Raw genomic sequence first — 23,189 nt, 5'->3', positions numbered from 1 at the left:
GGGGCTCACGGCCGCCTCGCCTCTCCCGTGGCCCGCTGGGACGTCGACGCGTCATGCCGCGCCCGCCACTGCCGCACCTCGCGCGCCAGCGCCTCCGTCGTCCGGGGCGCCTTGCGCAGCGCCTCCTCGGCCTGCCTCGCGAGCGTCCTCGCCTGCTCGCGCGAGCCGTCCGAATCCCACGTCGCCCGGGCCAGCCAGAACAGCGCCTTGGCCCGGTCCGCCGGAGTCACCTGCGCCTTGCCCGCCAGGAGCACCGCCTCCTGGAGCGTCGCGAGCGCCGCGCGCGGCCCCTCCAGCCTGCGCTTCGCCTCCGCCAGCAGCGTCAGTGTCGACACCAGCTTGGGGTGCTCGGGCCCAAGGCCCTTGCGCCGCATCGCGAGCGCCCGCTCGAACCCCGCGTGCGCCGCGCCCAGCCGCCCCTCCGCCAGGTCCGCCTTCGCCAGGTTCTGCAACACCGAGGCGACCCGCGGATGCTCCGGCCCCAGCGACTTCTCCCACAACCCACGCGCCAGCTGCAGCAGCGGCCGCGCCTTCCCAGGCTCCCCCAGGTCCAACATCACCGAGGCCAGGTTGTTGTACGTCAGCGCCAGGTCGGGGTGCTCCGGCCCCAGCAGCCGACGTTGCACCGCCAGCGCCTCCCCATAGGACTTCTGCGCCAGCCGCGACTCGCCCAGGTCCGCGTACGCAGTGCCCATGCTCGTGAGCACCGAGGCCACCCGCGGGTGCGTGTCCCCGTGCACCGCCAGCAACGCGGGCATCGCCTCCTCGTAGCGCGCCAGCGCCTCCGTGAGCCTGCCCTGGAGCTGGAGCGCGTCCCCCAGGTTGACGCGCACCATGTTCGTCGACGAATGCGCCGCACCCAGGCGCCGCTCCCCCAGCGACAACGCCTCCTCGTAGCGCGCCACCGCCTCCTCCACCCGCCCCTGCAGCCGCAGCGCCGTGGCCACGTTGTTGAGGTGGCTGACACACACCGGATGCTCGCGGCCGTACGCGCGCTGCTGCAGCTCCAGCGCGCGCTCGTAGTAACCGCGCGCCTCCTCGTAGTGCCCCTGGAGGTTGAGAATCAGCCCCAGCGCCGTGAGCGGCGCGTCCAGCCGCGGGGACTCGGGCCCATGCGCCTGCTCGAACAGCTCCAGCGCGCGACGGAAGTCCTCCTGCGCGCGGACAGCCTCGCCCTTGCGATGGAACAGGTGCCCCCGGAACAAATGCAGCTCTCCGGCCGCCCCGGGCGCCTGTCGGATGTCCAGCCGCTCCAGCGTCGCCTCCGCCAGCCTCACGGCCCGCTCCGCCTCCGCGTAGCGCGCATGCCCCTGGAGCTCCGAGTCCGCCAGCCCCATGAGCGCGCGGACCATCAGGTCATCGTCCCGTCCGGCCAGGGCCGCCAGCTGCGCCGCGTCGAAGACCTCCGCGGCCTCGGTGAAGCGCGCATGCGCCTTCTCCACCAACCCCAGCAGGAACAACGCCGACGCCTCCATCGGCCGATACCCCGTCTGCCGCACGGCCTGGAGCACCTCCTCCGCCACCTGCCGCGCCCGCGCGTGCTGCCCCGCCTCCTGCAACGCCATGCCCTCCGCGAGCCGCGCCTGCAAGCCCTGCAATCGCTGACGCACCACCGGGTCCTCGGGCAGCGGCACCACGCTGGCCAGCGCCTCCCGGTCCGCGCAGGGCAGCAGGTCCGGCAGCGCGTGCGCCGCCTGGGGCGCGCGCTCCAGCACCGCCGCGTCCCCTTGCAGCATCAGCGTCACCGACGCGCGCAGCGCCTCGCGCCGCCGGTCCAGACACATGCCCCGCAAATCCAACATCCGCCCGGACTGCTCACCACGCACGTGAGTGGCCTCGCACGAGTCCCGCTCCATCCGGGCAATCGCCTCCGCATACGCATCCAGCCGCCGCGCCGTCGCGCCGAAGCCCTCCTGGGCCAATGGCAGACCCGACGCGGTGAAGACCGCCTCCAGCTGGCCTCGCAGCGCCGAATCCCAGACACCCACCAGGTGCCCGTCCGCGCCCGCGCACCGCGTGGTCTCCCGGAGCCAGAACCCCGCCCCCACCCCCGCGAGCGTCGCCGCCCCCGCCCACACCGCCGCCATCCGCCAGCGCTCCCACCGGGGCCGATGCGTGAGCGCCGCGAGCAACGCCTCCATCGAGGGATGCCGCGCCGTCGGGTCCGCGCTCAAGCCCCGCAGCACCGCGCGGCGAATCCTCGCCGGCACCCGCGCCTCCCCCGACGACACCGGAGGCCCCGCGCGGATGGCCTGCACGAGCGCCGCGCGCGAGCTCGCCTCGAACGGACGCCGGCCATACAGCCCCTCGTGCAACGCCACGCAGAAGCTGAACTGGTCGCTGCGCGCGTCCGCGGGCCGTCCCTCCAGCTGCTCGGGCGCCATGTACGCGGGCGTCCCCAGCAGCGCCCCCGGCTGCGTCACCGTCCCCGCGTCCCCGGAGGAGGCCCCGTCGAGCACGGCGGACTCCACGCCCCCCGGCAGCGAGGTCTGCGTCAGCCGGGCGAGCCCGAAGTCCGTCACCCGCACGCGCCCATCCACGCCCACCAGCACGTTGTCCGGCTTGAAGTCGCGGTGCACCAACCCCCGCGCATGCGCCGCCGCCAGGCCCTCGCCCGCCTGGAGGAAGCGGCCCAGCACCTCTGTCCACCGCCGGGGCTCCGCCCGCAGCCAGCGCCGCAGCGTGGTCCCCTCCACGAAGTCCATGGCGATGAAGAGGCTCTCCCCATGCACGCCCACGTCATGCACCGCGACGACGTGCGGGTGGGACAGCCGGGCCAGCGCCCGCGCCTCGCGCCACAAGCGCTCGCGCGCGTCCTCCGCGCCGCCCTCCTTCACCCAGTCCGAGCGCAACAACTTCAGGGCCACCTTGCGGTGCAGCCTCGGGTCGTTCGCGGCGAACACCACGCCCATGGCGCCCAGGCCCACGTGCTCCAGCACCTCGTAGTGCCCCACCCGGGCGCCGCGCTCCAACCGGGGCATGCCCGCATCCGCCGAGGCGGCCACCGACTCCGCGCGCGCCTCGCCTCCCGCGAGCACCACCACCACGCGCCGACACAGCCCGCACCCATCCAGGTGACGCTCCAGCGAAGCCAGCGCGTCCCCCGACACCAACCCTTGCACCAGGTCGGCCAGCTCCGCCTCATCCGGACAGGTGCCCTCACCCATGCCGTCCCCCCTTCACCCATCCCCGGATAGACTCCCCCGCCATGGGGGATGCATTGGGGCTGAGTCGGACCTTCGTCGCCGTGACACCCGTGAAGACGTCGTCGGAAGAAGACCTTGGAACGCTGGAGGCGCGGCTGCAGGCCCTCCTCGCCCGCGCCCGACACGAGCAACCCACGCTGTGCTTCCAGCCCGAGGACTTCGTGCGCCACCTGGCCGCGCGCATGCCCGCGTCGAAGGACCCGTGCGCGCTGTTGGAGCAGGTGCACGCGGGCGAGCTGCTCTTGACCTACGCGTGCGCGCACGCGGACACCACCGCCCTGGCCCTGCTGGACACGAGCGTGTTCGCCCGCGTGGGCGCGTGGTTCCCCGCCGAGGACGCCGAGCGCGTCGCCGAGCTGAAGCAGCGCCTGCGCCACCGGCTCCTCGTCGCCGAGGGCGCGCCCCTGCCGCGCATCGCCACGTACACGGGCCGAGGCCCCCTGGAGCGCTGGGTGCGCGCGGTGGCCACGCGGCTGCTCGCGGACCTGCACGCGGAGGTGCCCCGTCACGTGGCGCTGGACGCGCTGCCCTCGGACGCGGACGCGCTGGTGGGCGGGGACGCGGAGCTGAGCTTCATCCGGGCGCGGCATCAGGAGGACTTCCGGGAGTGTCTCCAGGAGGCCCTCGCCACGCTCTCCCCCCGGGAGCGCGGCCTGCTGCGCCTGCACCATGTCGACAACCTCTCGGTGGACTCCGTGGGCCTCATGTACCAGACCTCCCGCTCCACCGCCGCGCGCTGGATTGCCCAGGCCCGTGAGCAGCTCGTCGAGCGCACCCGCGACGCGCTCATCCGCCGGCTCCAGCTGGCCCCCGCCGAACTGGAGAGCCTGCTGGCCCTCATCCGCAGCCAGCTCGAGGTGAGCCTCCATCGACTGTTGCGCCCCTGACAGTCCCCGAGGCACAACCAACCAAGAAAACTACCAAATCATCGCAAAACCTGCGAAGTCCTTGTCGCGACGCGTCACGGCGGTTATGTCCATTGATGGAGAAATCAATGGTTCCGGGGGGCCGGCCCGCAGCGTCGAGACAACCATGACAGCTCATCCCACACCCCACACCCCACAATCTTCACCCGCACCCAACCCCGCACCGACAGCCCGCTGGCAACCCCGCACCACCCGGAGCCTGCTCCACGTGGTGGGCACGGCGGGCGCATATCTGCTGCTCACCGCCGCCAGCTACGTGGCCCTCGCGCAGTCCCTGGCGCTGGGTCTGGGGCTCGCGGTGCTCGCGGGCGTCACGCTGGTGCGAGTCTTCATCCTCCAGCACGACTGCTCCCACCGCTCGCTCTTCGCGCGCCCGTCACTGAATGACCGGGTGGGCACGTGGCTCGGGCTCCTGACGCTGGCGCCGCACGCGTACTGGCGCGCCATGCACCTGGTGCATCACAGCACCAGTGGTGACTTGGAGCGCCGGGGCACGGGCGACATCGTGACGATGACGGCGGACGAGTACCAGGCGCTCCGCCCCGCCGAGCGGCTGCGCTACCGGCTCTACCGCCACCCCGCGGTGCTGCTCGGCATCGGCCCGGTGTTCCAGTTCATGTTCCGCTTCCGCCTGCCCACGCTGGTGCCCAGCTCACGCGTGCCGGAGCGCCGCTCCATCTGGGTGACAAACCTGGCGCTCGTCGCGGTCCACGCGGCCTTCCTCGCCTTCGGTGACTGGCCGCGCTTCTTCCTGATGCACCTCATCATCACCCAGGTGGCCGCGGGCCTGGGCATCTGGCTGTTCTTCGTGCAGCACCAGGTGGAGGAGCCGTACTGGGTGCCGCACGCGCGCTGGACGCTCAAGGACTCCGCGCTCAAGGGCAGCAGCTTCCTGGTGCTGCCGCGCGTGCTCGAGTGGACCTTCGGCGCCATCAACCTGCACCACGTGCACCACCTCAAGCCGCAGGTGCCTGGCTACCTGCTGCGCGACTACATGCAGCAGCATGACTTGGAGGGCCACGGCGTGCGCCTGGGCCTGTTCGAGTCGCTGAAGGCCTTCCGCCTCAAGGTCTACGACGCGTCGCAAGGCCGCATGACGGGCTTTCCCCCCACCCCACCCCGGGGCGCACCCGCGCTCCTGGCGGCTCCGGCCCCCTCACCCGGTCGGCTGGACCGCCTGCTCACCCTCTCCGGAGAGGAGCACTGACTCCCATGTCCGACCTCATCCATGTCCTCCTCGGGCTCGTGCTCGGCTACGTCATCGCCTCGTACATCGAGTCCTTCATGCACGAGTACGTGTCCGACGCGCGCCCCAAGGCCGTGCGCTTCTGGCAGCGCGCGCCGTGGCTGTTCCGGCCGCTCATCAACACGCACTTCTCCCACCACACCATCCACCACGTGCGCACCTTCCGTGGGGACCACGTCACCCAGTTCCGCGACGAGGAGGAGAAGACGAAGCTCACCGAGGAGCTGCTCCAGCGCGGCAAGCACGGCGTCACCATCATCAAGGGCGCGTTCGCCACGAAGCTGCACGGCGAGGGCGCGTTCGTCTTCGTCTCGCCGCTGGTCATCTTCTTCCCGCTCTTCTACTTCACGCTCAAGCCCATCGCCTTCCTGGCCGGGTGCGTGACGCTGCTCCTGCCGCCGTTCATGAGCCACTTCGTGCACCCGTACCTGCACCGCCCGTTCGAGGAGGGGCAGCGCACCGCGCCCCGGTGGCTCGCGTGGTTCCTGCGCACGCGCTACGGCCGCGCCATCTACCGCAACCACTTCCTGCACCACCGCTACGGCGGCGTGTCCAACTTCAACCTGGTGCTGGGCGCGGACTACGTGCGCCGACGCACGCGGCCCTACACGCCCAAGGATTTGGAGGTCATGGCGCGCATCGGCATGCCGCTGCCCGAGGACACGGCCACGCCGCCCGTCGAGGCCGTCCGTGGGTGAGCCTGCCTCCGGCTTCCAGGCCCCGTGGTGGCTCAGGCACTCGCACGTGCAGACGGTGGCGCCGCACCTGGACCCGCGGCGCTTCGACGTGGCCATCGAGCAGCGCCGGCACGAGCTGCCCGACGGCGACTTCGTGGACGTGCACTGGCTGAACCGCGAGGGCTCAGGGCCGCTGTTCATCCTGCTGCCCGGGATGCAGGGCACGCCCGACTCCACGTACATCCGCGCGCTGTTGGGAGAGCTGTCCCGGCGCGGCCTGCGCGCGGCGGTGCTCTGCCACCGGGGCGGCGCGGTGCCCAACCGGCTGGCGCCCTTCTACCACGCGGGCTTCACCGAGCACCTGGGCTGGCTCGTCGCCACCGTGCGCGAGCAGGAGCCCACCACGCCGCTGTACGCGGTGGGCTTCTCGCTGGGCGGCAGCATGGTCATCCGCTACCTCGCGCAGACGGGCCACCACAGCCACCTGCGCGCCGCGGCCGCCGTGTCGCTGACGTTCGACCTGGCCAGCACCGCCGCCCGCGCGTACGAGGGCATCAACCAGCTCTATCAGCTGCGCGTGCTGCGCTCCTACCAGCGCGTGGCGCGACTCAAGGCACACCTGCCCGAGTACGCCTCGCGGCTGGGCGCGCTGTCGGGCCTGCGCGGCATCCGCGACTTCGACGAGGTGTTCACCGCGCCGCTGCATGGCTTCAGCGACGCCCAGGACTACTACCGCCGCTGCAGCAGCCGGCAGTTCCTGGGCGACATCCAGACGCCCTTCCTCATCCTCAACGCCGGAGACGACCCGCTGGTGGCGCCCGACACGCTGCCCTCACCGGGCGAGCTGCGCTCCCACGTGCAACTGGAGCTCACACCGCACGGGGGCCATCTGGGTTTCATGTACCGCCACGCTTCCGGCTTTGGCTACTATCCGCCGTCCCGCCTCATCTCGTTCTTCCTGCAGGAGCAGCGCGAAGCACATGAATCTCTATCTCCGGATGTTGTGGGTGCTCGTGTCCTCGCTGTGGAAGCCGCAGATGAAGGTGGACGCGCTGACCAGCACCCTCCAGCAGCGCGTGCTGCCCAATGACCTGGACCTGAACCTGCACATGAACAACGGGCGGTTCCTCACGGTGTGTGACTTGAACCGGGTGGACCTGTTCGTGCGCACGGGGCTGGCGGCGCTGATGATGAAGAACAAGTGGGCGCCCATCATCGTGCGCCACACCATGGACTACAAAAAGGCGCTGCCGCCGTTCCGCAAGTACACGGTGTCGATGACGATTTCGCGCTGGGACGAGAAGTACTTCTACGCCACGCACCAGTTCATCTCGAACGGCAAGGTGGTGGCGGAGGGTGAGTCCACCGCCGTCATCCTCGGCCGCCAGGGTGTGATTGCGCCCGCGCAGGTCATCGAGGCCGTCAACGCGCGCCAGGGCCGCACCGAGGCGCTCCAGGGCTGACGTCGCCTGCAGGGCCCGAGGCGTGTGGGAGGTTTCGTTGCCTGGTGTACACCGGGCAGCGGGCCTCCCCTCCTCGGGGCCGGCGCCGGGAACCCGGGGCTTTCCGTGCCTTGAGGCGGCCGCCGGCATCATTTTCGAGCGCGCGACTTCCGTTTCGGAGCGTGGCGCCGAATGATGCTCGCCCGGGCCGGGACTTCCCTTCGTGGAACAGCACATGACGACGGCGACACCCTCGACGAGACGACGCGCGGCATTCCTACGACGACACGGCACGGCGCTGGCCTGCCTCACGGCGCTGGCCACTGGCGCCGCCGCCCACGCCCAGGAGGGCGGAGGCGACTCACCCTACCGCTTCGGCCTGCTGGTGGACGCGGGCGCGCCCCACGGCATCGGCCTGTCCGCGGTGCTCAAGCCGGTGCCCTGGCTGCGGCTGCAGGCGGGGCCCACCACCAACACGCTGAGCCTGGGCCTGCGCGGCGGGTTGAGCATCCTGCCCCTGCAGACCTTCATCGCGCCGTCCATCAACGCCGAGGCCGGGTACTACTTCGGCTCGGACTACAACGACGTGGTGGACTGGCTGGGCGCCGAGCCCTCGCGGGCGACGTCCGCCATCCAGGACATCAGCTACAACTACGTGGCCGGCAGCGTGGGCCTGGAGATTGGCGCGGCCAGCCGCTTCAACTTCTTCCTGCACCTGGGCCTGAGCTACGTGCGGATGGGCGTGAAGGACGCCACCGCCCTCATCGAGGACGCCACCGACGAGTCGGACATCACCGCCCGCAACCTCACCGTTCGCGCCACCATCCCCTCCGTCAAGGTGGGGTTCCTCTTCTACTTCTTCTAAGGCCAGGAGCCCCCACCATGCGAACGACTTCCTTCCGCGCCCTGGTGCTCTCCACCTGCGCGCTCGTCGCCACCGGTTGCGACTCGTTGTTCTTCATCGAGGCGGAGGCCGAGGAGATCTGCAAGGCCGAGCCGAACGTGGACTTCCCCGCCGCCTTCCCCGGCTCCGCCGACATCGAGTACGCGCTCGACTTCCCGCTGGGCGACTTCGACGACGTGCTCCCCGAGGACACCGACGTGGAGACGGAGCTCAGGCTCCGCGGCTTCGAGGTGACGTCCAGCACGGACCTGAGCGGCATCGAGCGCGCCAGCGTGTCGGTGGTGAAGCCTGGCACCTCCGAGAGCATCCTCATCGGTGAGTACCGCCGCGCCAGCACCACGCCCACCCAGTCCATCCGGCTGACGGGCAGCGGCGCGGTGAACCTGCTGGACATGGCGCGCGAGGACTCGCTGCAGCTGGTCTTCACCGCGCGCGGCTCGCTGCCCACGCGCGACTGGAGCGCCCGGCTGGAGGCGTGCGCGGGCGTGCGCGCCAAGGCGAACTACTTCGACCTGGTGTTCTAGGTCCGCCTCACGGGTGCGCGGGAGAGGCCACGGAATGGCGCTCTCCCGCGTGCACGGGCTGCACGCCCAGGTACTCGCGGCGGGTGCCCAGGACGTTGTCGAAGAACGGATGGGTGACGCACCAGTTGGCGTTCTGGTCCGTGCCCAGGTGGTGGTCGCAGTGCCACGGCAGGTGCTCCCGGGCCCACTTCGGGTCCAGGTGGGCGCGGCGGTGGACGCGGTAGTAGTTGGCCGCGCAGGCCCAGACGGTGCCCACGAAGAACGGCGCCACCGGCAACAGGGGCGCGTGCGCGAGCGCCAGCACCGCCAGCCCCAAGAGCTCCTTGGTCTGCGCGGACCACGTCCACAAGGAGCGCAGGTACTGGTCGTCCAGCATGTCGTGCCGGCGCGAGGCCTGGTGGTGCTCGTGCCAGTGGAAGCCCCAGAAGCTCCCGCGGCGGCGCCCCAGGCCGTGCAGCACGTACTTGTGCAGCGCCCATTCGCCGAAATTGGAGTACGCCCAGCCCAGAGGGATGCCAATCATCGTCGCTCTCCCACGGAGCGCCCGGTCGACGCCCCGCCCTCGATATCATGACTATTTGGTCACTCTTTATGTATCACGCGATGCGTCGGAGCGCACGATGGTGAGTCCGAAGCGAGGGGCCAGGGAGGCGGACAAGCGTCCGGGGCGTCCGGGGGGCGTGCGGGAGACGGCGCGGCGGGAGCGGACGAAGGCGCTGGAGGACGCGGCGCTGACGCTCTTCGTGGAGCGGGGGCTGGACGCGGTCACCATCGACGACATCACCCAGGCGGCGGGGGTGGCCAAGGGGACGTTCTACCGGTACTTCGCCGACAAACCGGCGCTGGTGGAGGCGCTGCTTTCACCCGTGCGCGCGGAGCTGTTGTCGGGGCTGGAGGCGTGTGGACGGGCGCTCGCGGGGGCGCGCGGCGTGGAGGCGATGTTCGAGGCGTACCGGGCGATGGCGGCGGTCATCGCCAGCGCGCTCTTGCAGTACCCGGGCGTGGTGCGGCTGTACCTGCAGGAGAGCCGGGGGCCGGCGGTGGGGGCGCGCACGAAGGTGGCGCAGCTGTCGCGCGAGGTGTCCCGGCACGCGGTGGCCATCACCCAGAAGGCGCACACGCACGGGCTCTTGCGGCCCATCCGCCCGGCGGTGAGCGGGCTCGCGGTGGTGGGGGCGGTGGAGCGGCTGTTGCTCGCGGTGTTGAGCGAGGAGGACATCGGCAACCCGCTGGAGCTGCCGGACGCGCTCACCACGTTGGTGCTGGATGGACTGAGGGTGCCGCCGGGTGGACGTGGGGGGCGCCGGAAGTTGGACGGAGGGGGAAAGCGCCCTTAAGGGTGGGGAGGTGGGACGCAAGCGGGCCCTGGGTGGCTTCAGCATTCCGTGGTGGGCGTGGGTGGGGCTGGCGGCGGTGGCGCCGCTGGTGCTCATCAACACGGCCGTCGCGTGGCTGGGGGACACGCACATCTCGCCCCTGTCGCCCTCGTTCCTGGAGATGAAGGTGAACGCGCTGCGCTCGTACGCGGCGCACCGGCCCTCGTGTCTGTGGGATGGGCATGAGCCGCTGGAGCCGCTCATCGCGCGAGCGGAGCGACGGCACGGGCTGCCCGAGGGGCTGCTGCACGCGCTGGTGCTGGTGGAGTCGGAGGGGCGGGTGCACCGCATCTCCCCGGCGGGTGCGATGGGCCCGGGGCAGCTGATGCCGACGACGGCGAAGATGCTCGGCGTGGAGGACCCGTTCGACCCGGAGCCGGCGCTGGACGGGAGCGCGCGGTACCTGGCCGAGCAGCTGCGGCGCTTCCGTGACGTGCGGCTCGCGGTGGCCGCGTACAACGCGGGGCCCGGCGCGGTGAACGGGCGCGTGCCGAGGAACGGGGAGACGGAGTACTACGTGCCGAAGGTGCTCACGGCGTGGGCACGGACGCGGCCTGAGCCGCCTGCGCGGCCCGTGGTGGCGGCGCGCGCGCGGCCCGTGCCCGTGGTGGCCGTGGAGACGCCCGTGCGCGCGGCGGTGGTGGTGAAGCCGGCTCCGGCGATGAGGCCGGCGCAGACGGGGGCGCGCAAGGCCGTGGCCCCCGCTCGGCCCCAGCCCGAGACGACGAAGGGGGCGTCCTCGACGCGGCGAGCGCCCATATCCACGTTGAAGCCCGTCACGACCAGGCCCGTACCCGCCACCTCATCCAGCAAGGCCCCCGCGAAGAAACCTCAGGCCGTCCCTAAGAAGACCACGACTCGCGCGACACAGGCGAAGTCCTCGGTGCGCCCCCAGTCCCAACAGGGCTGAGTCCCCTATCAGGTGCCTGCCCCTGAACCGGTCCCCCGGGCGCATCACCGAGGGCCACCTTCGACGTCAGGGCTCGAGTTCCAGGGTCCGGACCTGCTGGAACAGCTCGCCGTAGCGTCGCTCCTGGAAGGCTCGAACCAGTTCCGGGTATCCGCCCTGTCGCAGGTCGCGGAGGTAGCGGTACTTGGCTGCGTGGTACCCCGCCACCACCCATGCGAGCTTCAACGCGGCCCATCCGCCGCGCCACAACGCCCCATGCAGCAGCCCATCCCGGAGGACATGCGCGGGGCGCTGGAACACCGCGGGCTTGGACTTGCGCCCCTCCGCCAAGGCCATGACCGCCCAGAGCAGCGCGTAGCGGTGCTCCTTGGCGGAGCGCAGCGAGACGGACGTGGCGAACCGGTGCTCGATGGGCGCGGAGAGCCGCCCCGCGCGCATGCGCGGCAAGGCCTCATGGACAATCATCTCCGGCCGCCACACGGCGACATCCCTGCGGATGAGGCGCGCACGCCACTCCGTGCGGTACAGGAAACGGCGGCCGTCGACCTCCGCCCAGTCGTGCCGGGGCAGCCTGTAGACGGCCTCCTGGGGCTGGCTCTCCTTCCAGGTCCGGATCGCCTGGATGGCCTCCGCCCCCAGGTGTTCATCCGAGTCGAGGAAGAAGACATAGTCGGAGGGGCCCAGCGCCTGGATGGCGGCGGCCCGGGCGGCGCCATAGCCCGCCCAGGCCACCGACACGGAGCGTGCGCCCATCCTCCGGGCAATCTCCGTGGAGCCGTCCGTGGACATGGAGTCCAGGGCGACGACCTCATCACAAACCGCCAGCAGGCCTTCCAGACACCTGGGCAAGGTGTCCTGGTTGTTTCCGTGAATCACGTACCCAGCGAGTCGCACGCCTCCGCCGCCTTTCCCACACGGACTGGATGCGACCGTGTCCCGCTGGAGCCTAACCCACCTGTTTCCCGCTGGAAGGCACTCCTGAAGCCCCGGGGCTAGGGGACCGTCGCGGGCTCCAGCGCGACCCACGCCATCACCGCGTCGTGGTCCGAGGCATTCGACGGCAGCTTGAAGGCGCGCGCCACCGGGAGGCCCGGAGTCGTGTAGATGTAGTCGATGCGGTCGGAGGAGGGATTGCCCGCCGCGAACCACGCGTCCTGCATGCCAGCGTTCACCCAGCTCAGCTCCGCCGCGTTCTCCGGCGCATTGAGGTCGGCCATCAGGATCTTGGGAGCCGGCCCCGCGTGGTTGCTGATGAACACCATCAGGCTTTCCGCTTGGAAGTTACGGATGAGCCCATCCGTCGGACTGGTGCCATGGTGGAGGTGGGACGAGACGATGGTGAGCTGCGTCCCACCAATCGACACCACGCCGCTGAGCGCGCTGCGGCGCTCGTAGTCCACGGGGTGGTAGAGGAACCCGATGCTGTCGGCCACGATGGGGAAGCGGCTGAGCAGGAGGTTGCCGTACTGCTTGCGGTGGGAGGTCCCGCACTGGAAGATGTTGCCGCCCTCGTCCACGCTCGGGCTGTAGCGCATGGACATCCCTGTCTGCTGCTGCAGCATCGCGGGCTGGTTCTGGCAGTCACTGCGGCCCGACCAGTGGTTATCCACGTCCTGGAACCCCGCGAAGTGGGCGCCCGAGGCCAGCAGCGTGTTGGAGATGGCCTGTAGGTTCAATACCCCGTCGCGCCCCACACCGTGGTGGATGTTCCAGGTCATGAACTTGAGCCACCGCAGGTACTCCGCCTTGCCCGGGTACGTGGCGAAGGTCCCGCCCGCGTTCGCGAGGATGACCGTGGTGCGGGCCTCGTAGCTCACCGAGAGGCGCCGGTACCCCGTGGGGCACACGGCGGTGGACGTATCGAACGTCCGGCTGAAGGAGAGGCCCGCCGTCGTGCCGTTGCCGTTCTGGTCCTGCTGGAAGGACGAGGTGAAGGTCGTCTCCACGCCGTCGAGCTCACACGTGACGCCTACGGTGCCCGACATCCGCAGCGTCTGCACGGCCGGGCCGGAGTTGATCTGGGCGATGAGCGAGAAGACCCGTGAATGGACGAACGGGCGCAGCAGCCCGGAGCTCGTACGAGAGACGAAGATCTCGTTGGCGGTTCCCAGCCCCACCGACCTCAACGTGGGAGAGATTTCGACCGGGTTGCAGACCCGCGGCTCACAGTCACTCCACTGCCCGTCGTTGCAGACCTTCTCGCCAGGGCACTCTCCGCCCGGGTACTCGCACGACGAGCGCGCTCCCTCGATACACGCGGCTTGGCTTTCGGGCGCGATGAGGAGCAGTCCCAACAGGCTGAAGGGGATGAGTTTGAGAACGAGCGAGGCCACACGCGGAGTTGAAACACTTGAAGTCAAATGAATGCTCATGAGATCCCCTGGAATCAGTCGATAGACGAATGTCTGGCTCACACCCGCATACGGTTTGGACTGCACCACAACAAACGTTCGGGTCGTAAATCCTTGAGCACCACGAACTCACGCCGAACCGGGCCAATGACTTCTCCGGCTGTGGAACCTGACGTGCACACCGCGACGTTCTCGACCGCGCCGCAAGCGTATCCACCCAGCACCCCCAGTCGCTTGCCATTGAGCAAACCAGCAATTCCTGACGAACACATTCCGCGTCTTGCATCGACGATCCATCCGGCCGCTGCCCAGCGACAGCACGGCACCAATGGACTCTTCCGCTTCTGCGGCGGCGAGCACCGGAGGGGACGGTGCCCCGGCGCCCCACGAGCCCGGTGGAAACGAGAGCGGGGCCATGGCGGCGCGTGCGGCGCACCCAAGACATCACTTCCCCGAGTCGAGGCCCGGAGGATTCCACCCCGGCCTCGATTCCAAACACCCGCGGACGAAGAAGCTGGAGGAAGTGGCGCTGAAGCTCTTCGTGGAGCGCGGGCTGGACGCGGTCACCGTCGACGACATCAAAGCCGCTCATCGCGACCCGTGCCGTCGGCGGTGGAAAAGCCGGCTCCGGCGGTGAGGCCAACGCAGGCGAGGGTGCGCAAGGCCGTCGCACGCGCGCGCACAGTCCGCGACGACGAAGGTGTCGAAGGTCGCGCCCTCCCCTCTCGCGGCGACGTCGGCGGGAGCCATGAAGACCCGGGCTGCGGCGCCTCCAGCGAAGCCGCCTGCATCAAGGCCAGTCGCGGCGAAGCCCACCGCGACGCCGAGCACGCGCCAGGGCTGAGCCTTGCGCCCCTCTCCACGAAGTCTGAACCAACGATTTCGATTCTTGCACGACGTCAAGAGGCGCGCTTGAGGTCGGCTCGGCGCAAGGATGGAAAGGCAGCGCGCTGTGCATTTCGCGCATTGAGATAGGCATGTACCCGCACCACGAAGTGGGCCATGGTGCGGCAGCGGTGATTGCGCGTGACCTTGGCATGCAGATCCAGCCATACGCACTCGATGCGGTTGCCCTATGCTCAAACAACTTCGCGAGTTCGGCGGGCATCTTCAGCCCCACAGCCGACTCCGTCGACTCGATGTCCCCCCGAGCGCGGGGACACAGTCGCTCCAGGCATTGCCGAACGCATCGACCACGGATGTCTGCCTCCTCTTGGGCTTCGCCATATCCACCGGAACGTAGCGCATGCCGGTCGAGCAGGATTCGAGAAGCAATCGCCCGCACGCGACTCCACAGTGGTGACTCATCCCAGGAGCGACCCATGAGCTGGAACCGAGGAATCCGTCAGACCCACCGCTGGCTGTCCATCGCCTTCACGCTGGTGGTCATCGCCAACATCGTCGTCCTGGGGCTGGAGGCGCCCCCCGTCTGGGTCGCCTACCTGGCGCTGCCTCCACTCCTCCTGCTCCTGCTCACCGGCCTGTACCTGTTCGTACTGCCGTATGCCTCCCGGTCACGCGGCAGCACGCAGCGCTCCGACTGAAGCGGGCACGAGGAAGGACCCGGGCCCTCATCCGCGCTCGAAATTGCCTGACCTCAACAGGTCGTGGATCTCCTTCCTCATCTTTTCGAAGTAGGCATCCTCCTCTGAGGCGGCTCCGTCCTCGAGGGCGCCGTATCGGCGCTTCTCGCCAAAGTCATCCCAGGCCCACTTGATGGAGCCGCGCCCGTGGAAGTTCTTCGGGGTGTCGCCTCCGAGCTTGGGGTTCGGGAGGAAGTCCTCGAAGGGCAGGACCAGGGCTTCGGCGAACTTGCCCTTGTTGTCGTAGTCCTGGACCGCGGTCAGGAGCTTCTCGCGCGAGAGCTGGGAGCAGAACATCACGACCTCGAACTTCTCCACGTCCGGGAAGGTGCGAGTGCGCAGGTACCTGCAGAGCGCCTTGAAGCTCCCACCACTGACGCCATAATCCGCAACCCCGACCGCTACCTGGACGCCACCTTCCTGGACGCGAGGTGGGCGCGCACGGTGCAGAACGTCTCCGCCCTGGTGGCCTACGGCGTGGGAGAGGATGGGCACCGCCACCTGTTGGCCATTTCCCTGGGCGGCAGCGAGTCGCAGGACTCGTGGCTTGAGTTGCTGCGCCAACTGCCGGAGCAGGGGCTGACGGGCGTGAGGCTCGTCAGCGCCGACGGGCACGCGGGCCTGGCCGCGGCGGCCCGACAGGCCCTGCCCGAGGCGCGGTTGCAGCGCTGCACGGTGCATCTCACTCGCAACGTGCTCGCCAAGGCCCCCTGGAGGCTGCGCGGGCGGCTGGGCAAACAGACGTCGGCCATCTTCGAGGCACCCACCCTCCAGGACGCCAGGAAGCGAATGGAGTCTCTCCAGAAAGGCGTGGGGCCCCAGGTGCCCGAGGCCATGGAGTGCCTGCGCCAGGGCTTCGCCGCTGCCTCCTGCTTCTTCGCCTTCCCCAAGGCCCATTGGAAGCGCCTGCGCAGCACCAACGGTCTGGAGTGCCTCCATGGCGAGGTCAAGCGCCCCATCCGCTCCGTCGGCGCCTTCCCGGACCGCGTCAGCGCCCTGCGCCTCATCACCGCCGTCGCCCTCGAAGTCACCGGAGTCTGGGACGACCGCCGCTACCTCGATATGTCCCTGCTGAAGTCAAACTCAGACACCGCTGCATGACCCTCCAAGGAGCCTTCCTCCCCCGAACCCCTCCAAACCAACTACACAAGATTCGGGACTTGCCCCCCGATCTTGCGGACGGTCGTAGCGCCGCCGCGACTTTCTCGGGATGGCGGGTCTTTGGCGTCTTGGTTGGACGCTTCATCGCTTTCGCGCCAACAGTCGCTCATCCTCGGGGATTTCTCCAGGCACTCGTTCTTGAAGGAGGCGCCCTCCTCCATGGGCACTCTTCGCTCGCTGCGCGCTCGGGACTCCGCTGCCTCCGTGAAGAGGCAGCGGGTCCACGCGCCATCCTGCCGCCTACAGCGTCTTCATGTACTCGATGAGCGCCAGACGCTCCGGGTCGGTGAGCACGGAGTTGAACTCGTGCCCGCCGTTGTCCTGGCCGAAGGCGTTCGTGTTGTAGATCTTCCGGTCCTCCAGCTGCTGCCGCGTGCGCGTGGGCGGGAAGAGGATGTTCCAGGAGACAATCAGGTTGCTGAACAGCACGTTCATCAGCTCCTGAGCCAGCGGCGTGGTGAACTCATCCCCCGGCTGGCAGTTGATGTACGGCGACACCGCCGGGTTCAACGGCCCGCGCCACTTGCAGGCAATCGTGTCGTACTTCCACCCCAGCTTCGTCGAGTCGAACGCGCGCTGCAGGTCCGTGTCGAACCCCATCACCACCAACGGCTGGTCCCACCGCGGCGGCGTGGAGACCCGGCGCCAGATGGGCTTGCGGTCCGACGGCTTGAGCACCTCCCACACGTTCGGCACCGAGCCGTTGTGGAAGTACGGCGCCGTGGCCCAGACGCCGTAGAGCGGCGGCGCCAGATAGCCCAGCGGGCGGTTGCCCCGGATGTGCGGCTGGTTCTGCGGACCGCAGTCCTGGTCCGTCCCCGCCGTCGTCGGATAGCCGAAGAAGTTCTTCGCCCCCGCCGACTGCACCGCCGCGTTGTTCGTGTTCACGCGCACGGGGTCCGTGCCGATGATGTCCAGCGGGACGATGTAGCTCGCCATGCCCTCCAGCGTCGGGGACGCGAGGAAGGACGGGTCGTTGACGTACCGGGGCGCGTACGCGCCGTGGCAGCTGGCGCACGAGCCGTTGCCCTGCGGCCGGGGCACCGTGTTGTTGCGCGAGGGCGCCCACATGTCGAGCGTGTGGAACAGCACCGCCCCCTGCTCCGCCAACGTCGGGTTGATGGGCAGCGGATACGGCGGGGACTTCAGCGCGTCCACCCAGGTGTTGAGCGACGGGCCGTTCTCCCGCATCCAGTCCTGTCCCGCCTCGCTCAGCGGCCCGCCGGCACTTCCGAACAGACCGATGAACGGCGTGTAGAACACCATGTCCACGCGCGGCGCATCCATCGGGAACACCCCGTCGACGAACTTCACCGGACGGTGCCCCATGTTCCACCACGCCGGCGTGTCCATGCCGGCGGTGGAGCCGGAGTTGATGAGCCCAATCACCTCCGAGGGACGCAGCAGCTTCTCGTCCGGGAACAGGAAGGCCAGGTTGATGTCACTGGCGTTGTTCGTGCCACGCGTGCGGTTGAGGTTCAGGAACGTGGCCAGCGACGCGGGATACCCCAGTGGCAGCAAGTCACTCAGGAACAGGTCCAGGTCCGCCAGGCTGCTGCCACCGCCCACCTGGACACCCATCCCCGGACCATCCGAGGGCTTTCCCACCATGCCGCTGTGGCAGGCGTGGCAGGTGACGCCGATGCGCCCGCTCCAGCTGCCATCCGGATTGCGCAGCTGCGTGAGCATCTCCGGCAGCTGCCCGCTGCCGCCGTTGGAGAGGTTGGGGAACTGCCCCGGCAGCGGATAGGGGTTGCGCTTGGGACTCAACCCCGAGCCGTAGCGTTGCGAGACCAGGGTGTCGAAGTTGTCGGGACGGAAGGGAAAGCCCCAGACCCGCCACAGCTCGTTGTACTGCGCGGCGGAGAACGTCGCGATGCCGAACGCGGCCTCGGGCACGGTGTAGTCGGTGCCGGTGAACAGCGCGCCCACTCCGGGGTGGCCGTTGGTCAGCAGGCCCTCGCCGTGGTCGAAGCGCGCGCGCAGCTCGCCGCACGTCTTCGCCGCGCCGACCTCCTTCACCGCCACCGGGTCGACGTGGCAGTTCTTCCAATAGGCGTTGAAGTGCACCGCCTTGCCGTTGCTGATGCCCGGCTGCACCAGCGTGCGCGGGTCCACGGGCAACAGCGTGCTGTCCGCCTTGCCGTAGCAGAAGTCCCACTGCACCGAACCGCCTCGACTGCTCTTCAACAAGTCATTCGCGGCGCCGACGCCGGGGACCGCCAGCGTCGCCACGGCAACCCACGTGCGAATGAATGACACGGCGTAACGGCTTCCTGTGAGTGACTTCCTGACGACGCGCATGAAACGCTCCTTCGCTGCGTGTTCCCGCTTCCCGGCCGCCAAGACACGGAGGGGAGCAGGCCAGGCCCGTCCAGAGCGCCGCCACCACGGCGGACTCCAGGGCGGGCATCCCTGACAGCGAGGCGGAAGTGCGCGCGGAGGGGACATCGTCGGGCGCCTCGCCGAGCGCACCCGACAGCCCTCGTCCCACGCACGGTCGTCACTCCACTCGAGCGCGCGAGGAGCGAGACCTGCTCGGCAATCGAGGACCAGGGGAAGGAGCGCATGGGGGCCACTCGTGACTGCTTCGCCAGAAAGGATGCCCTCCTATTGGCAGACCGTCAACAAGCCCTCTTTCCATGGCTGTCCACTTTCCGACGGAGCTGGGGCAATCCCAGACATCCAATCCGAGGCGTCCCGCCTCCGGCTCCTCCCGCACGAGGGCATCGGTCGGATGACCGACCTCCTCCCGATGACCGACCTCGGGCGGATGACGGACGCGCGCGGTGAGGCGCCCATGAGACGAGTCCCTCCACGCAATGCCTTCTTCCGCCACACCCCGAGGCCCCATGAGCAAGCGCTTCACCCGCATCCTCGTCACGCTGTTCGTCACGCTCGCGCTGCTCGGCGGCGGCGTCACGCTGTACGGCGACAACATCCGCAAGCTCTTCGGCGCCAGCGCCTCGTCGCTCACGGGGAACCATGAGGCCGTCGCCTCGGGCTCGGAGGGCCTCCAGCGCAAGAGCATGAGGACCTTCGGCAACAACGACGCCTATGGCGACTCCGACACCGGGCAGCGGGCCAGCGTCCCCGTCGCACAGGCCCCGGCCCCCAGCGGCGCGCCCCAGGCCATCAATCCGCGCACCGACGTGCGCGAGGACGCCCTCTCCACCTTCGCGGTGGACGTGGACACCGCCTCCTACACCCAGTTCCGCCGCTCCGTGACGGAGCACCAGCTCCCCCACCCCTCCAACGTGCGCGTGGAGGAGTGGGTCAACTACTTCCGCTACGCCATCCCCGCGCCGCCGCCCGGACAGGGCCCGTTCCACGTCGCGCTCGAGGCCGCGCCGTCGCCCTTCGCGGAGCGCCAGCACCTGCTCAGGGTGAGCCTCCAGGGACGCCACGTCGCCAAGGCCGAGCGCAAGCCCACACACCTGGTCTTCCTCGTGGACACCAGCGGCTCCATGCAGGGGCCCGACCGGCTGGCGCTCGTCCAGAAGTCGGTGAAGCTCGCGGTGGAGGGGCTCAACCCCCACGACACCGTGGCCATCACCACCTACGCCGGCGGCGTGTCCACCGTGCTCGAGCCCACGCCCGCCAAGGAGCGCAAGCGCATCAACGCCGCCATCGACGCGCTCTCCGCGGGCGGTGGCACCGCCATGGGGGATGGCCTGGAGCTCGCCTACCGTCAGGCGGTGCGCATGGCGGGCTCACAGCGCGTCTCGCGCGTCATCGTGCTGACGGACGGCGACACCAACCTGGGCCGCAACCAGACGGTGGAGACGATGCTCGGCAGCATCCGTCAGTACGTGAAGGAGGGCGTCACCCTGTCCACCATTGGCTTCGGCATGGGCAACTACCGTGACGAGCTGATGGAGAAGCTGGCCAACCAGGGCAACGGCAACTGCTACTACATCGACTCGGAGCGCGAGGCGCAGCGCGTGTTCCGCGACCAGCTGGGCGGCACGCTGGAGGTCATCGCCCAGGACGTGAAGATTCAAGTGGAGTTCGACCGCACCGCGGTGCGCGCGTACCGGCTGCTCGGCTACGAGAACCGCGCCATCGCCGACGCAGACTTCCGCAAGGACGACGTCGACGCGGGCGAGGTGGGCGCGGGCCACACCGTCACCGCGCTCTACGAGCTGGACTTGACGGGCAAGGGGGACACGGTGGCCACCGTGCGCGTGCGCGCCAAGAAGCCGGGTGACTCCGAGGCCGCCGAGCAGCGCTTCGTGCTGAACCGCAACGAGGTGAAGGCGTCGCTGGACCGCGCCTCGGAGGACCTGCGCTTCGCGGCGGCGGTCGCCAGCACCGCGGACCTGCTGCGCGGCACCCTGACCACCGACGAGCGCAACTTCTCGCGCATCCACTCGCTCGCGGCGGACGCCACCCACGGGCAGGAGGACCGCGTGGAGTTCCTCACGCTGCTCGGCAAGCTGCGCCAGCTTCTCGCCCCGCGCCTCGCCAGCAGCTCGCGCTGAGGCCCTACTGGACGCGGCCCGCCAGCGCGCTCGCGGCGGGCACGTCCAGCCACACCTCCACGTCGCGGTGCAGTTGCAGGAACGACGCGGGACACGAAGGCGTCAGCGGCCCCTCCACCAGCGCCTTCACCGCCTCCGCCTTCTGCGCGCCGAACGCCAGCAGCATCGCCCGGCGCGACTGGATGAGCGCGCCCATGCCCAGCGTCAGCACCTCCAGCGGCACGCGGCTCGCGTCATCCCCGAAGAACATCGCGTTCGCCTCGCGCGCCCCCCGGCTCAGCTTCGCCCGGTGACAGCGCGCGCGCAGGCTGTCCGACGGCGCGTTGAACGCCAGGTGCCCGTCCGCGCCCACGCCCACCAACACCAATCCCAGCCCCCCCTCCGCCATCAGCTCCGCCTCGTAGCGCTCGCACTCCTGGGCGAGGTCCGGCGCCGCGCCGTCGAGGAAGTGGATGCGCTCCTTCGACAGGTTCACATGTCGGAACAGGTGCCGCTCCATGTACGCGTGGAAGCTGCCGCCCTCCTCCGGCGACAACCCCACCCACTCCTCCAGGTTGAACGTCCGCGCCATCGACCAGTCCAGCCGCCGCCGGGCCTGCAGCGCCACCAGCTCCCGGTAGACATTCAGCGGCGTGCGCCCCGTGGGCAACCCCAACACCAACGACGGATGCGCCGTCACCGCCTCGGCGATGCGCGCGGCGCACGCGGCGGCCGCTTCCTGCTCGGACTCGAAGACCCGGATGTTCATGGAGGCTCCTCGCTCGAAAAGAGCCGCGCACACGAACATGTTCTCCGGCGCCTCAACACCACCCGGGAGTCACGAAGCCGTTCACCCAGAGGCATGTCCGTGACTGTTGCAGCAACTGCCGTCATTGCCGACACCACGCGAACGCGACGCGTCATACCGCGCGTGGCGCACGCACGGGTAGAGTGCCCGCCCCATGGACCCCTTCATCAGCCTCGACGCCACCGCCCAGGCCGACCTCGTGCGGCGCCGGGAGGTGACTCCGCTGGAGCTCGTGGACGCGGCCATCTCCCGCATCGAGCGCTGCAACCCCCGGCTCAACGCCGTGGTGCAGACGCAGTTCGAGACCGCGCGCCTCAGGGCGAAGGCTCCACTGCCCGAAGGGCCCTTCACCGGCGTGCCCTTCCTCCTCAAGGATTTGCTCGCCGCGCAGGAGGGCTATCCGCTCACCTTCGGCTCGCGCTTCGCGAAGGACTTCGCGCCGGGCCATGACAGCGAGCTCGTCAAGCGCTACCTGCGCGCGGGGCTCGTCGTCCTGGGGAAGACCAACACGTCGGAGCTGGGGCTGCTCCCCACGACGGAGGGCTCGCTGCACGGACCGTGTCGCAACCCGTGGGACGTGACGCGCACGCCGGGAGGCTCCAGCGGCGGCGCGGCGGCGGCGGTGGCCAGCGGCATGGTGCCCTTCGCGCACGCCTCCGACGGCGGCGGCTCCATCCGCATCCCCGCGTCCGCGTGTGGCCTGTTCGGCCTCAAGCCCAGCCGGGGCAGGAACCCCACCGGGCCGGAGCTGGCCGACAGTGTCCACTGGCTGATAGGCGAGCATGCCCTCACCCGCACGGTGAGAGACAGCGCGGCGCTGCTCGACGCCACCGAGGGGCCCGACCTCGGCGCGCCCTACCACGCCCCGCCCAAGGCCCGTCCCTACGGCCTGGAGGTCGGCGCACCCCCGGGTCGGCTGCGCATCGGCCTGACGCTGCGCAACGCGGTGGGCGCCCCCGTCCACCCCGAGTGCCTCAGCGCCGTCGTCGCCACCGCGAAGCGGCTCGAGGGCCTGGGCCACTCCGTCCTCGAGGGCAACCTCCAGATTCCCGGCGACGACACGCTCGGCCAGCACTTCATGACGGCCTGGGCCTGTGGCGTGGTGAACACCGTGGAGGGGCTCTCGCGCCGCCTGGGCCGCGCGCCCTCGGCCGAGGACTTCGAGCCCTTCACCTGGGCGCTGTATCAACACGGGCTGAGCCAGGGCCTGTCGGCCTACCTGCACGCGCAGACGGAAATCCTGCGCTTCGGCCGCGTCTTCGCCCGGCACTTCGAGGACGTGGACGTGTGGCTCTTGCCCACCGTCACCGAGCCCGCGCCCGTGCTGGGGACGTTCGCGTCCCTGCCCGACGCGCCGCTCGCTCCCCTGTTCCGCGCGGCGGGCTTCACGCCCTACTGCCCCATGGCCAACATGGCGGGCAACCCGGCGATGAGCGTGCCCCTCCACTGGAGTCCCGAGGGACTGCCGGTGGGCGTGCAGTTCATCGCCCGCTTCGGGGATGAAGCCACGCTCTTGCGGCTGGCGTCGCAGCTGGAGGCCGCGCACCCGTGGACTCACCGGCGGCCGTCGGTGTTCGGCTAGGGGCCGCTCCTCCCGTCGCAGGGCGCTCGG

General features: G+C 69.9%; 20 protein-coding genes and 1 pseudogene. 14 read left to right on the top strand and 7 right to left on the bottom strand.

All coding sequences use genetic code 11. The annotated features are described in order from the left end of the window. Positions 1 to 5: 5 nt before the first annotated feature. The gene (locus VZQ01_RS26410; protein ID WP_426745010.1) at positions 6 to 3,167 is read right to left on the bottom strand and encodes a tetratricopeptide repeat protein; all 3,162 of its coding nucleotides are present in this window, start codon (positions 3,165 to 3,167) and stop codon (positions 6 to 8) included. 41 nt (positions 3,168 to 3,208) lie between these two features. Here VZQ01_RS26410 and VZQ01_RS26405 point away from each other — a divergent pair, with 41 nt between their 5' ends. The 7 genes from VZQ01_RS26405 (at position 3,209) to VZQ01_RS26375 (ending at position 8,925) form a co-directional block, all read left to right on the top strand. After that, positions 3,209 to 4,093 (top strand): sigma factor-like helix-turn-helix DNA-binding protein, encoded by an 885-nt coding sequence (locus tag VZQ01_RS26405; RefSeq protein WP_426745009.1) that lies wholly within the window; start codon positions 3,209 to 3,211, stop codon positions 4,091 to 4,093. Between the two features lie 247 nt (positions 4,094 to 4,340). Further along, positions 4,341 to 5,339 (top strand): fatty acid desaturase, encoded by a 999-nt coding sequence (locus VZQ01_RS26400; RefSeq protein ID WP_426745008.1) that lies wholly within the window; start codon positions 4,341 to 4,343, stop codon positions 5,337 to 5,339. Positions 5,340 to 5,344: 5 nt separating this feature from the next. Next, positions 5,345 to 6,076 carry a hypothetical protein gene (locus tag VZQ01_RS26395; protein WP_141332770.1) on the top strand — a complete coding sequence of 244 codons (732 nt, stop codon included), beginning with the start codon at positions 5,345 to 5,347 and terminating at the stop codon, positions 6,074 to 6,076. Continuing rightward, the gene (locus tag VZQ01_RS26390; protein WP_426745007.1) at positions 6,069 to 7,145 is read left to right on the top strand and encodes a YheT family hydrolase; all 1,077 of its coding nucleotides are present in this window, start codon (positions 6,069 to 6,071) and stop codon (positions 7,143 to 7,145) included. Before VZQ01_RS26395 ends, VZQ01_RS26390 begins: the two co-directional genes overlap by 8 nt. Then, positions 7,036 to 7,518, top strand: coding sequence for an acyl-CoA thioesterase (locus VZQ01_RS26385; protein ID WP_223747135.1), 483 nt, complete (start codon positions 7,036 to 7,038; stop codon positions 7,516 to 7,518). Before VZQ01_RS26390 ends, VZQ01_RS26385 begins: the two co-directional genes overlap by 110 nt. 214 nt (positions 7,519 to 7,732) lie before the next feature. Next, positions 7,733 to 8,362 carry a hypothetical protein gene (locus VZQ01_RS26380; protein ID WP_223747134.1) on the top strand — a complete coding sequence of 210 codons (630 nt, stop codon included), beginning with the start codon at positions 7,733 to 7,735 and terminating at the stop codon, positions 8,360 to 8,362. 17 nt (positions 8,363 to 8,379) lie between these two features. Further along, the gene (locus VZQ01_RS26375) at positions 8,380 to 8,925 is read left to right on the top strand and encodes a hypothetical protein (protein WP_223747133.1); all 546 of its coding nucleotides are present in this window, start codon (positions 8,380 to 8,382) and stop codon (positions 8,923 to 8,925) included. Between the two features lie 7 nt (positions 8,926 to 8,932). On the opposite strand, the gene VZQ01_RS26370 is transcribed toward VZQ01_RS26375, so the two are convergent. Beyond that, positions 8,933 to 9,448 carry a hypothetical protein gene (locus VZQ01_RS26370; protein ID WP_141332766.1) on the bottom strand — a complete coding sequence of 172 codons (516 nt, stop codon included), beginning with the start codon at positions 9,446 to 9,448 and terminating at the stop codon, positions 8,933 to 8,935. Positions 9,449 to 9,545: 97 nt separating this feature from the next. Between VZQ01_RS26370 and VZQ01_RS26365 the strand changes: the two genes are divergently transcribed. Then, positions 9,546 to 10,262, top strand: a complete 717-nt coding sequence (locus VZQ01_RS26365; RefSeq protein ID WP_426745006.1) for a TetR/AcrR family transcriptional regulator — start codon at positions 9,546 to 9,548, stop codon at positions 10,260 to 10,262. A gap of 10 nt (positions 10,263 to 10,272) precedes the next feature. Next, positions 10,273 to 11,211, top strand: coding sequence for a lytic transglycosylase domain-containing protein (locus VZQ01_RS26360; RefSeq protein ID WP_426745005.1), 939 nt, complete (start codon positions 10,273 to 10,275; stop codon positions 11,209 to 11,211). A gap of 66 nt (positions 11,212 to 11,277) precedes the next feature. Here VZQ01_RS26360 and VZQ01_RS26355 read toward each other — a convergent pair whose 3' ends face one another. Further along, positions 11,278 to 12,105 (bottom strand): glycosyltransferase, encoded by an 828-nt coding sequence (locus tag VZQ01_RS26355; protein WP_426745004.1) that lies wholly within the window; start codon positions 12,103 to 12,105, stop codon positions 11,278 to 11,280. Between the two features lie 98 nt (positions 12,106 to 12,203). Further along, a complete protein-coding gene (locus tag VZQ01_RS26350; protein WP_426745003.1) occupies positions 12,204 to 13,544 on the bottom strand; it encodes an endonuclease/exonuclease/phosphatase family protein in 1,341 nt (446 codons plus the stop codon). A gap of 433 nt (positions 13,545 to 13,977) precedes the next feature. Between VZQ01_RS26350 and VZQ01_RS26345 the strand changes: the two genes are divergently transcribed. Together VZQ01_RS26345 and VZQ01_RS26340 are read left to right on the top strand one after the other, a co-directional pair. After that, on the top strand, positions 13,978 to 14,199 hold the full coding sequence (locus tag VZQ01_RS26345) for a hypothetical protein (protein WP_426745002.1): 222 nt from the start codon (positions 13,978 to 13,980) through the stop codon (positions 14,197 to 14,199). 685 nt (positions 14,200 to 14,884) lie between these two features. Then, positions 14,885 to 15,106, top strand: a complete 222-nt coding sequence (locus VZQ01_RS26340) for a hypothetical protein (RefSeq protein WP_426745001.1) — start codon at positions 14,885 to 14,887, stop codon at positions 15,104 to 15,106. A 27-nt stretch (positions 15,107 to 15,133) separates the two neighbouring features. On the opposite strand, the gene VZQ01_RS26335 is transcribed toward VZQ01_RS26340, so the two are convergent. Continuing rightward, positions 15,134 to 15,463 (bottom strand): hypothetical protein, encoded by a 330-nt coding sequence (locus tag VZQ01_RS26335; RefSeq protein WP_426749042.1) that lies wholly within the window; start codon positions 15,461 to 15,463, stop codon positions 15,134 to 15,136. Positions 15,464 to 15,538: 75 nt separating this feature from the next. Between VZQ01_RS26335 and VZQ01_RS26330 the strand changes: the two are divergent. After that, positions 15,539 to 16,246 (top strand): annotated as a pseudogene (locus VZQ01_RS26330) (IS256 family transposase); the annotation flags it as partial. 300 nt (positions 16,247 to 16,546) lie between these two features. On the opposite strand, the gene roxB reads toward VZQ01_RS26330, so the two are convergent. Continuing rightward, the gene (roxB, locus tag VZQ01_RS26325) at positions 16,547 to 18,568 is read right to left on the bottom strand and encodes a rubber dioxygenase RoxB (RefSeq protein WP_426745000.1); all 2,022 of its coding nucleotides are present in this window, start codon (positions 18,566 to 18,568) and stop codon (positions 16,547 to 16,549) included. Between the two features lie 590 nt (positions 18,569 to 19,158). Here roxB and VZQ01_RS26320 point away from each other — a divergent pair. Then, the gene (locus VZQ01_RS26320; protein ID WP_426744999.1) at positions 19,159 to 20,790 is read left to right on the top strand and encodes a vWA domain-containing protein; all 1,632 of its coding nucleotides are present in this window, start codon (positions 19,159 to 19,161) and stop codon (positions 20,788 to 20,790) included. A gap of 4 nt (positions 20,791 to 20,794) precedes the next feature. Here the strand turns inward: VZQ01_RS26320 and VZQ01_RS26315 are convergent, their stop codons facing one another. Then, positions 20,795 to 21,538 carry a glucosamine-6-phosphate deaminase gene (locus VZQ01_RS26315; protein WP_426744998.1) on the bottom strand — a complete coding sequence of 248 codons (744 nt, stop codon included), beginning with the start codon at positions 21,536 to 21,538 and terminating at the stop codon, positions 20,795 to 20,797. 193 nt (positions 21,539 to 21,731) lie between these two features. Between VZQ01_RS26315 and VZQ01_RS26310 the strand changes: the two genes are divergently transcribed. Beyond that, the gene (locus VZQ01_RS26310) at positions 21,732 to 23,159 is read left to right on the top strand and encodes an amidase (RefSeq protein ID WP_426744997.1); all 1,428 of its coding nucleotides are present in this window, start codon (positions 21,732 to 21,734) and stop codon (positions 23,157 to 23,159) included. Positions 23,160 to 23,189 lie beyond the last annotated feature (30 nt).

Source organism: Myxococcus faecalis (genome assembly GCF_050039385.1).
Classification (GTDB): domain Bacteria; phylum Myxococcota; class Myxococcia; order Myxococcales; family Myxococcaceae; genus Myxococcus; species Myxococcus fulvus.
This window is presented reverse-complemented; position numbering and strand designations above follow the sequence as displayed.

Bases quoted from the DNA above. Each gene is read 5' to 3' on its own strand.
- VZQ01_RS26410 (WP_426745010.1), bottom strand. From the start codon at position 3,167: ATGGGTGAGGGCACCTGTCCGGATGAGGCGGAGCTGGCCGACCTGGTG.
- VZQ01_RS26405 (WP_426745009.1), top strand. From the start codon at position 3,209: ATGGGGGATGCATTGGGGCTGAGTCGGACCTTCGTCGCCGTGACACCC.
- VZQ01_RS26395 (WP_141332770.1), top strand. From the start codon at position 5,345: ATGTCCGACCTCATCCATGTCCTCCTCGGGCTCGTGCTCGGCTACGTC.
- VZQ01_RS26385 (WP_223747135.1), top strand. From the start codon at position 7,036: ATGAATCTCTATCTCCGGATGTTGTGGGTGCTCGTGTCCTCGCTGTGG.
- VZQ01_RS26380 (WP_223747134.1), top strand. From the start codon at position 7,733: ATGACGACGGCGACACCCTCGACGAGACGACGCGCGGCATTCCTACGA.
- VZQ01_RS26375 (WP_223747133.1), top strand. From the start codon at position 8,380: ATGCGAACGACTTCCTTCCGCGCCCTGGTGCTCTCCACCTGCGCGCTC.
- VZQ01_RS26370 (WP_141332766.1), bottom strand. From the start codon at position 9,448: ATGATTGGCATCCCTCTGGGCTGGGCGTACTCCAATTTCGGCGAATGG.
- VZQ01_RS26365 (WP_426745006.1), top strand. From the start codon at position 9,546: ATGGTGAGTCCGAAGCGAGGGGCCAGGGAGGCGGACAAGCGTCCGGGG.
- VZQ01_RS26345 (WP_426745002.1), top strand. From the start codon at position 13,978: ATGGCGGCGCGTGCGGCGCACCCAAGACATCACTTCCCCGAGTCGAGG.
- VZQ01_RS26340 (WP_426745001.1), top strand. From the start codon at position 14,885: ATGAGCTGGAACCGAGGAATCCGTCAGACCCACCGCTGGCTGTCCATC.
- VZQ01_RS26320 (WP_426744999.1), top strand. From the start codon at position 19,159: ATGAGCAAGCGCTTCACCCGCATCCTCGTCACGCTGTTCGTCACGCTC.
- VZQ01_RS26315 (WP_426744998.1), bottom strand. From the start codon at position 21,538: ATGAACATCCGGGTCTTCGAGTCCGAGCAGGAAGCGGCCGCCGCGTGC.
- VZQ01_RS26310 (WP_426744997.1), top strand. From the start codon at position 21,732: ATGGACCCCTTCATCAGCCTCGACGCCACCGCCCAGGCCGACCTCGTG.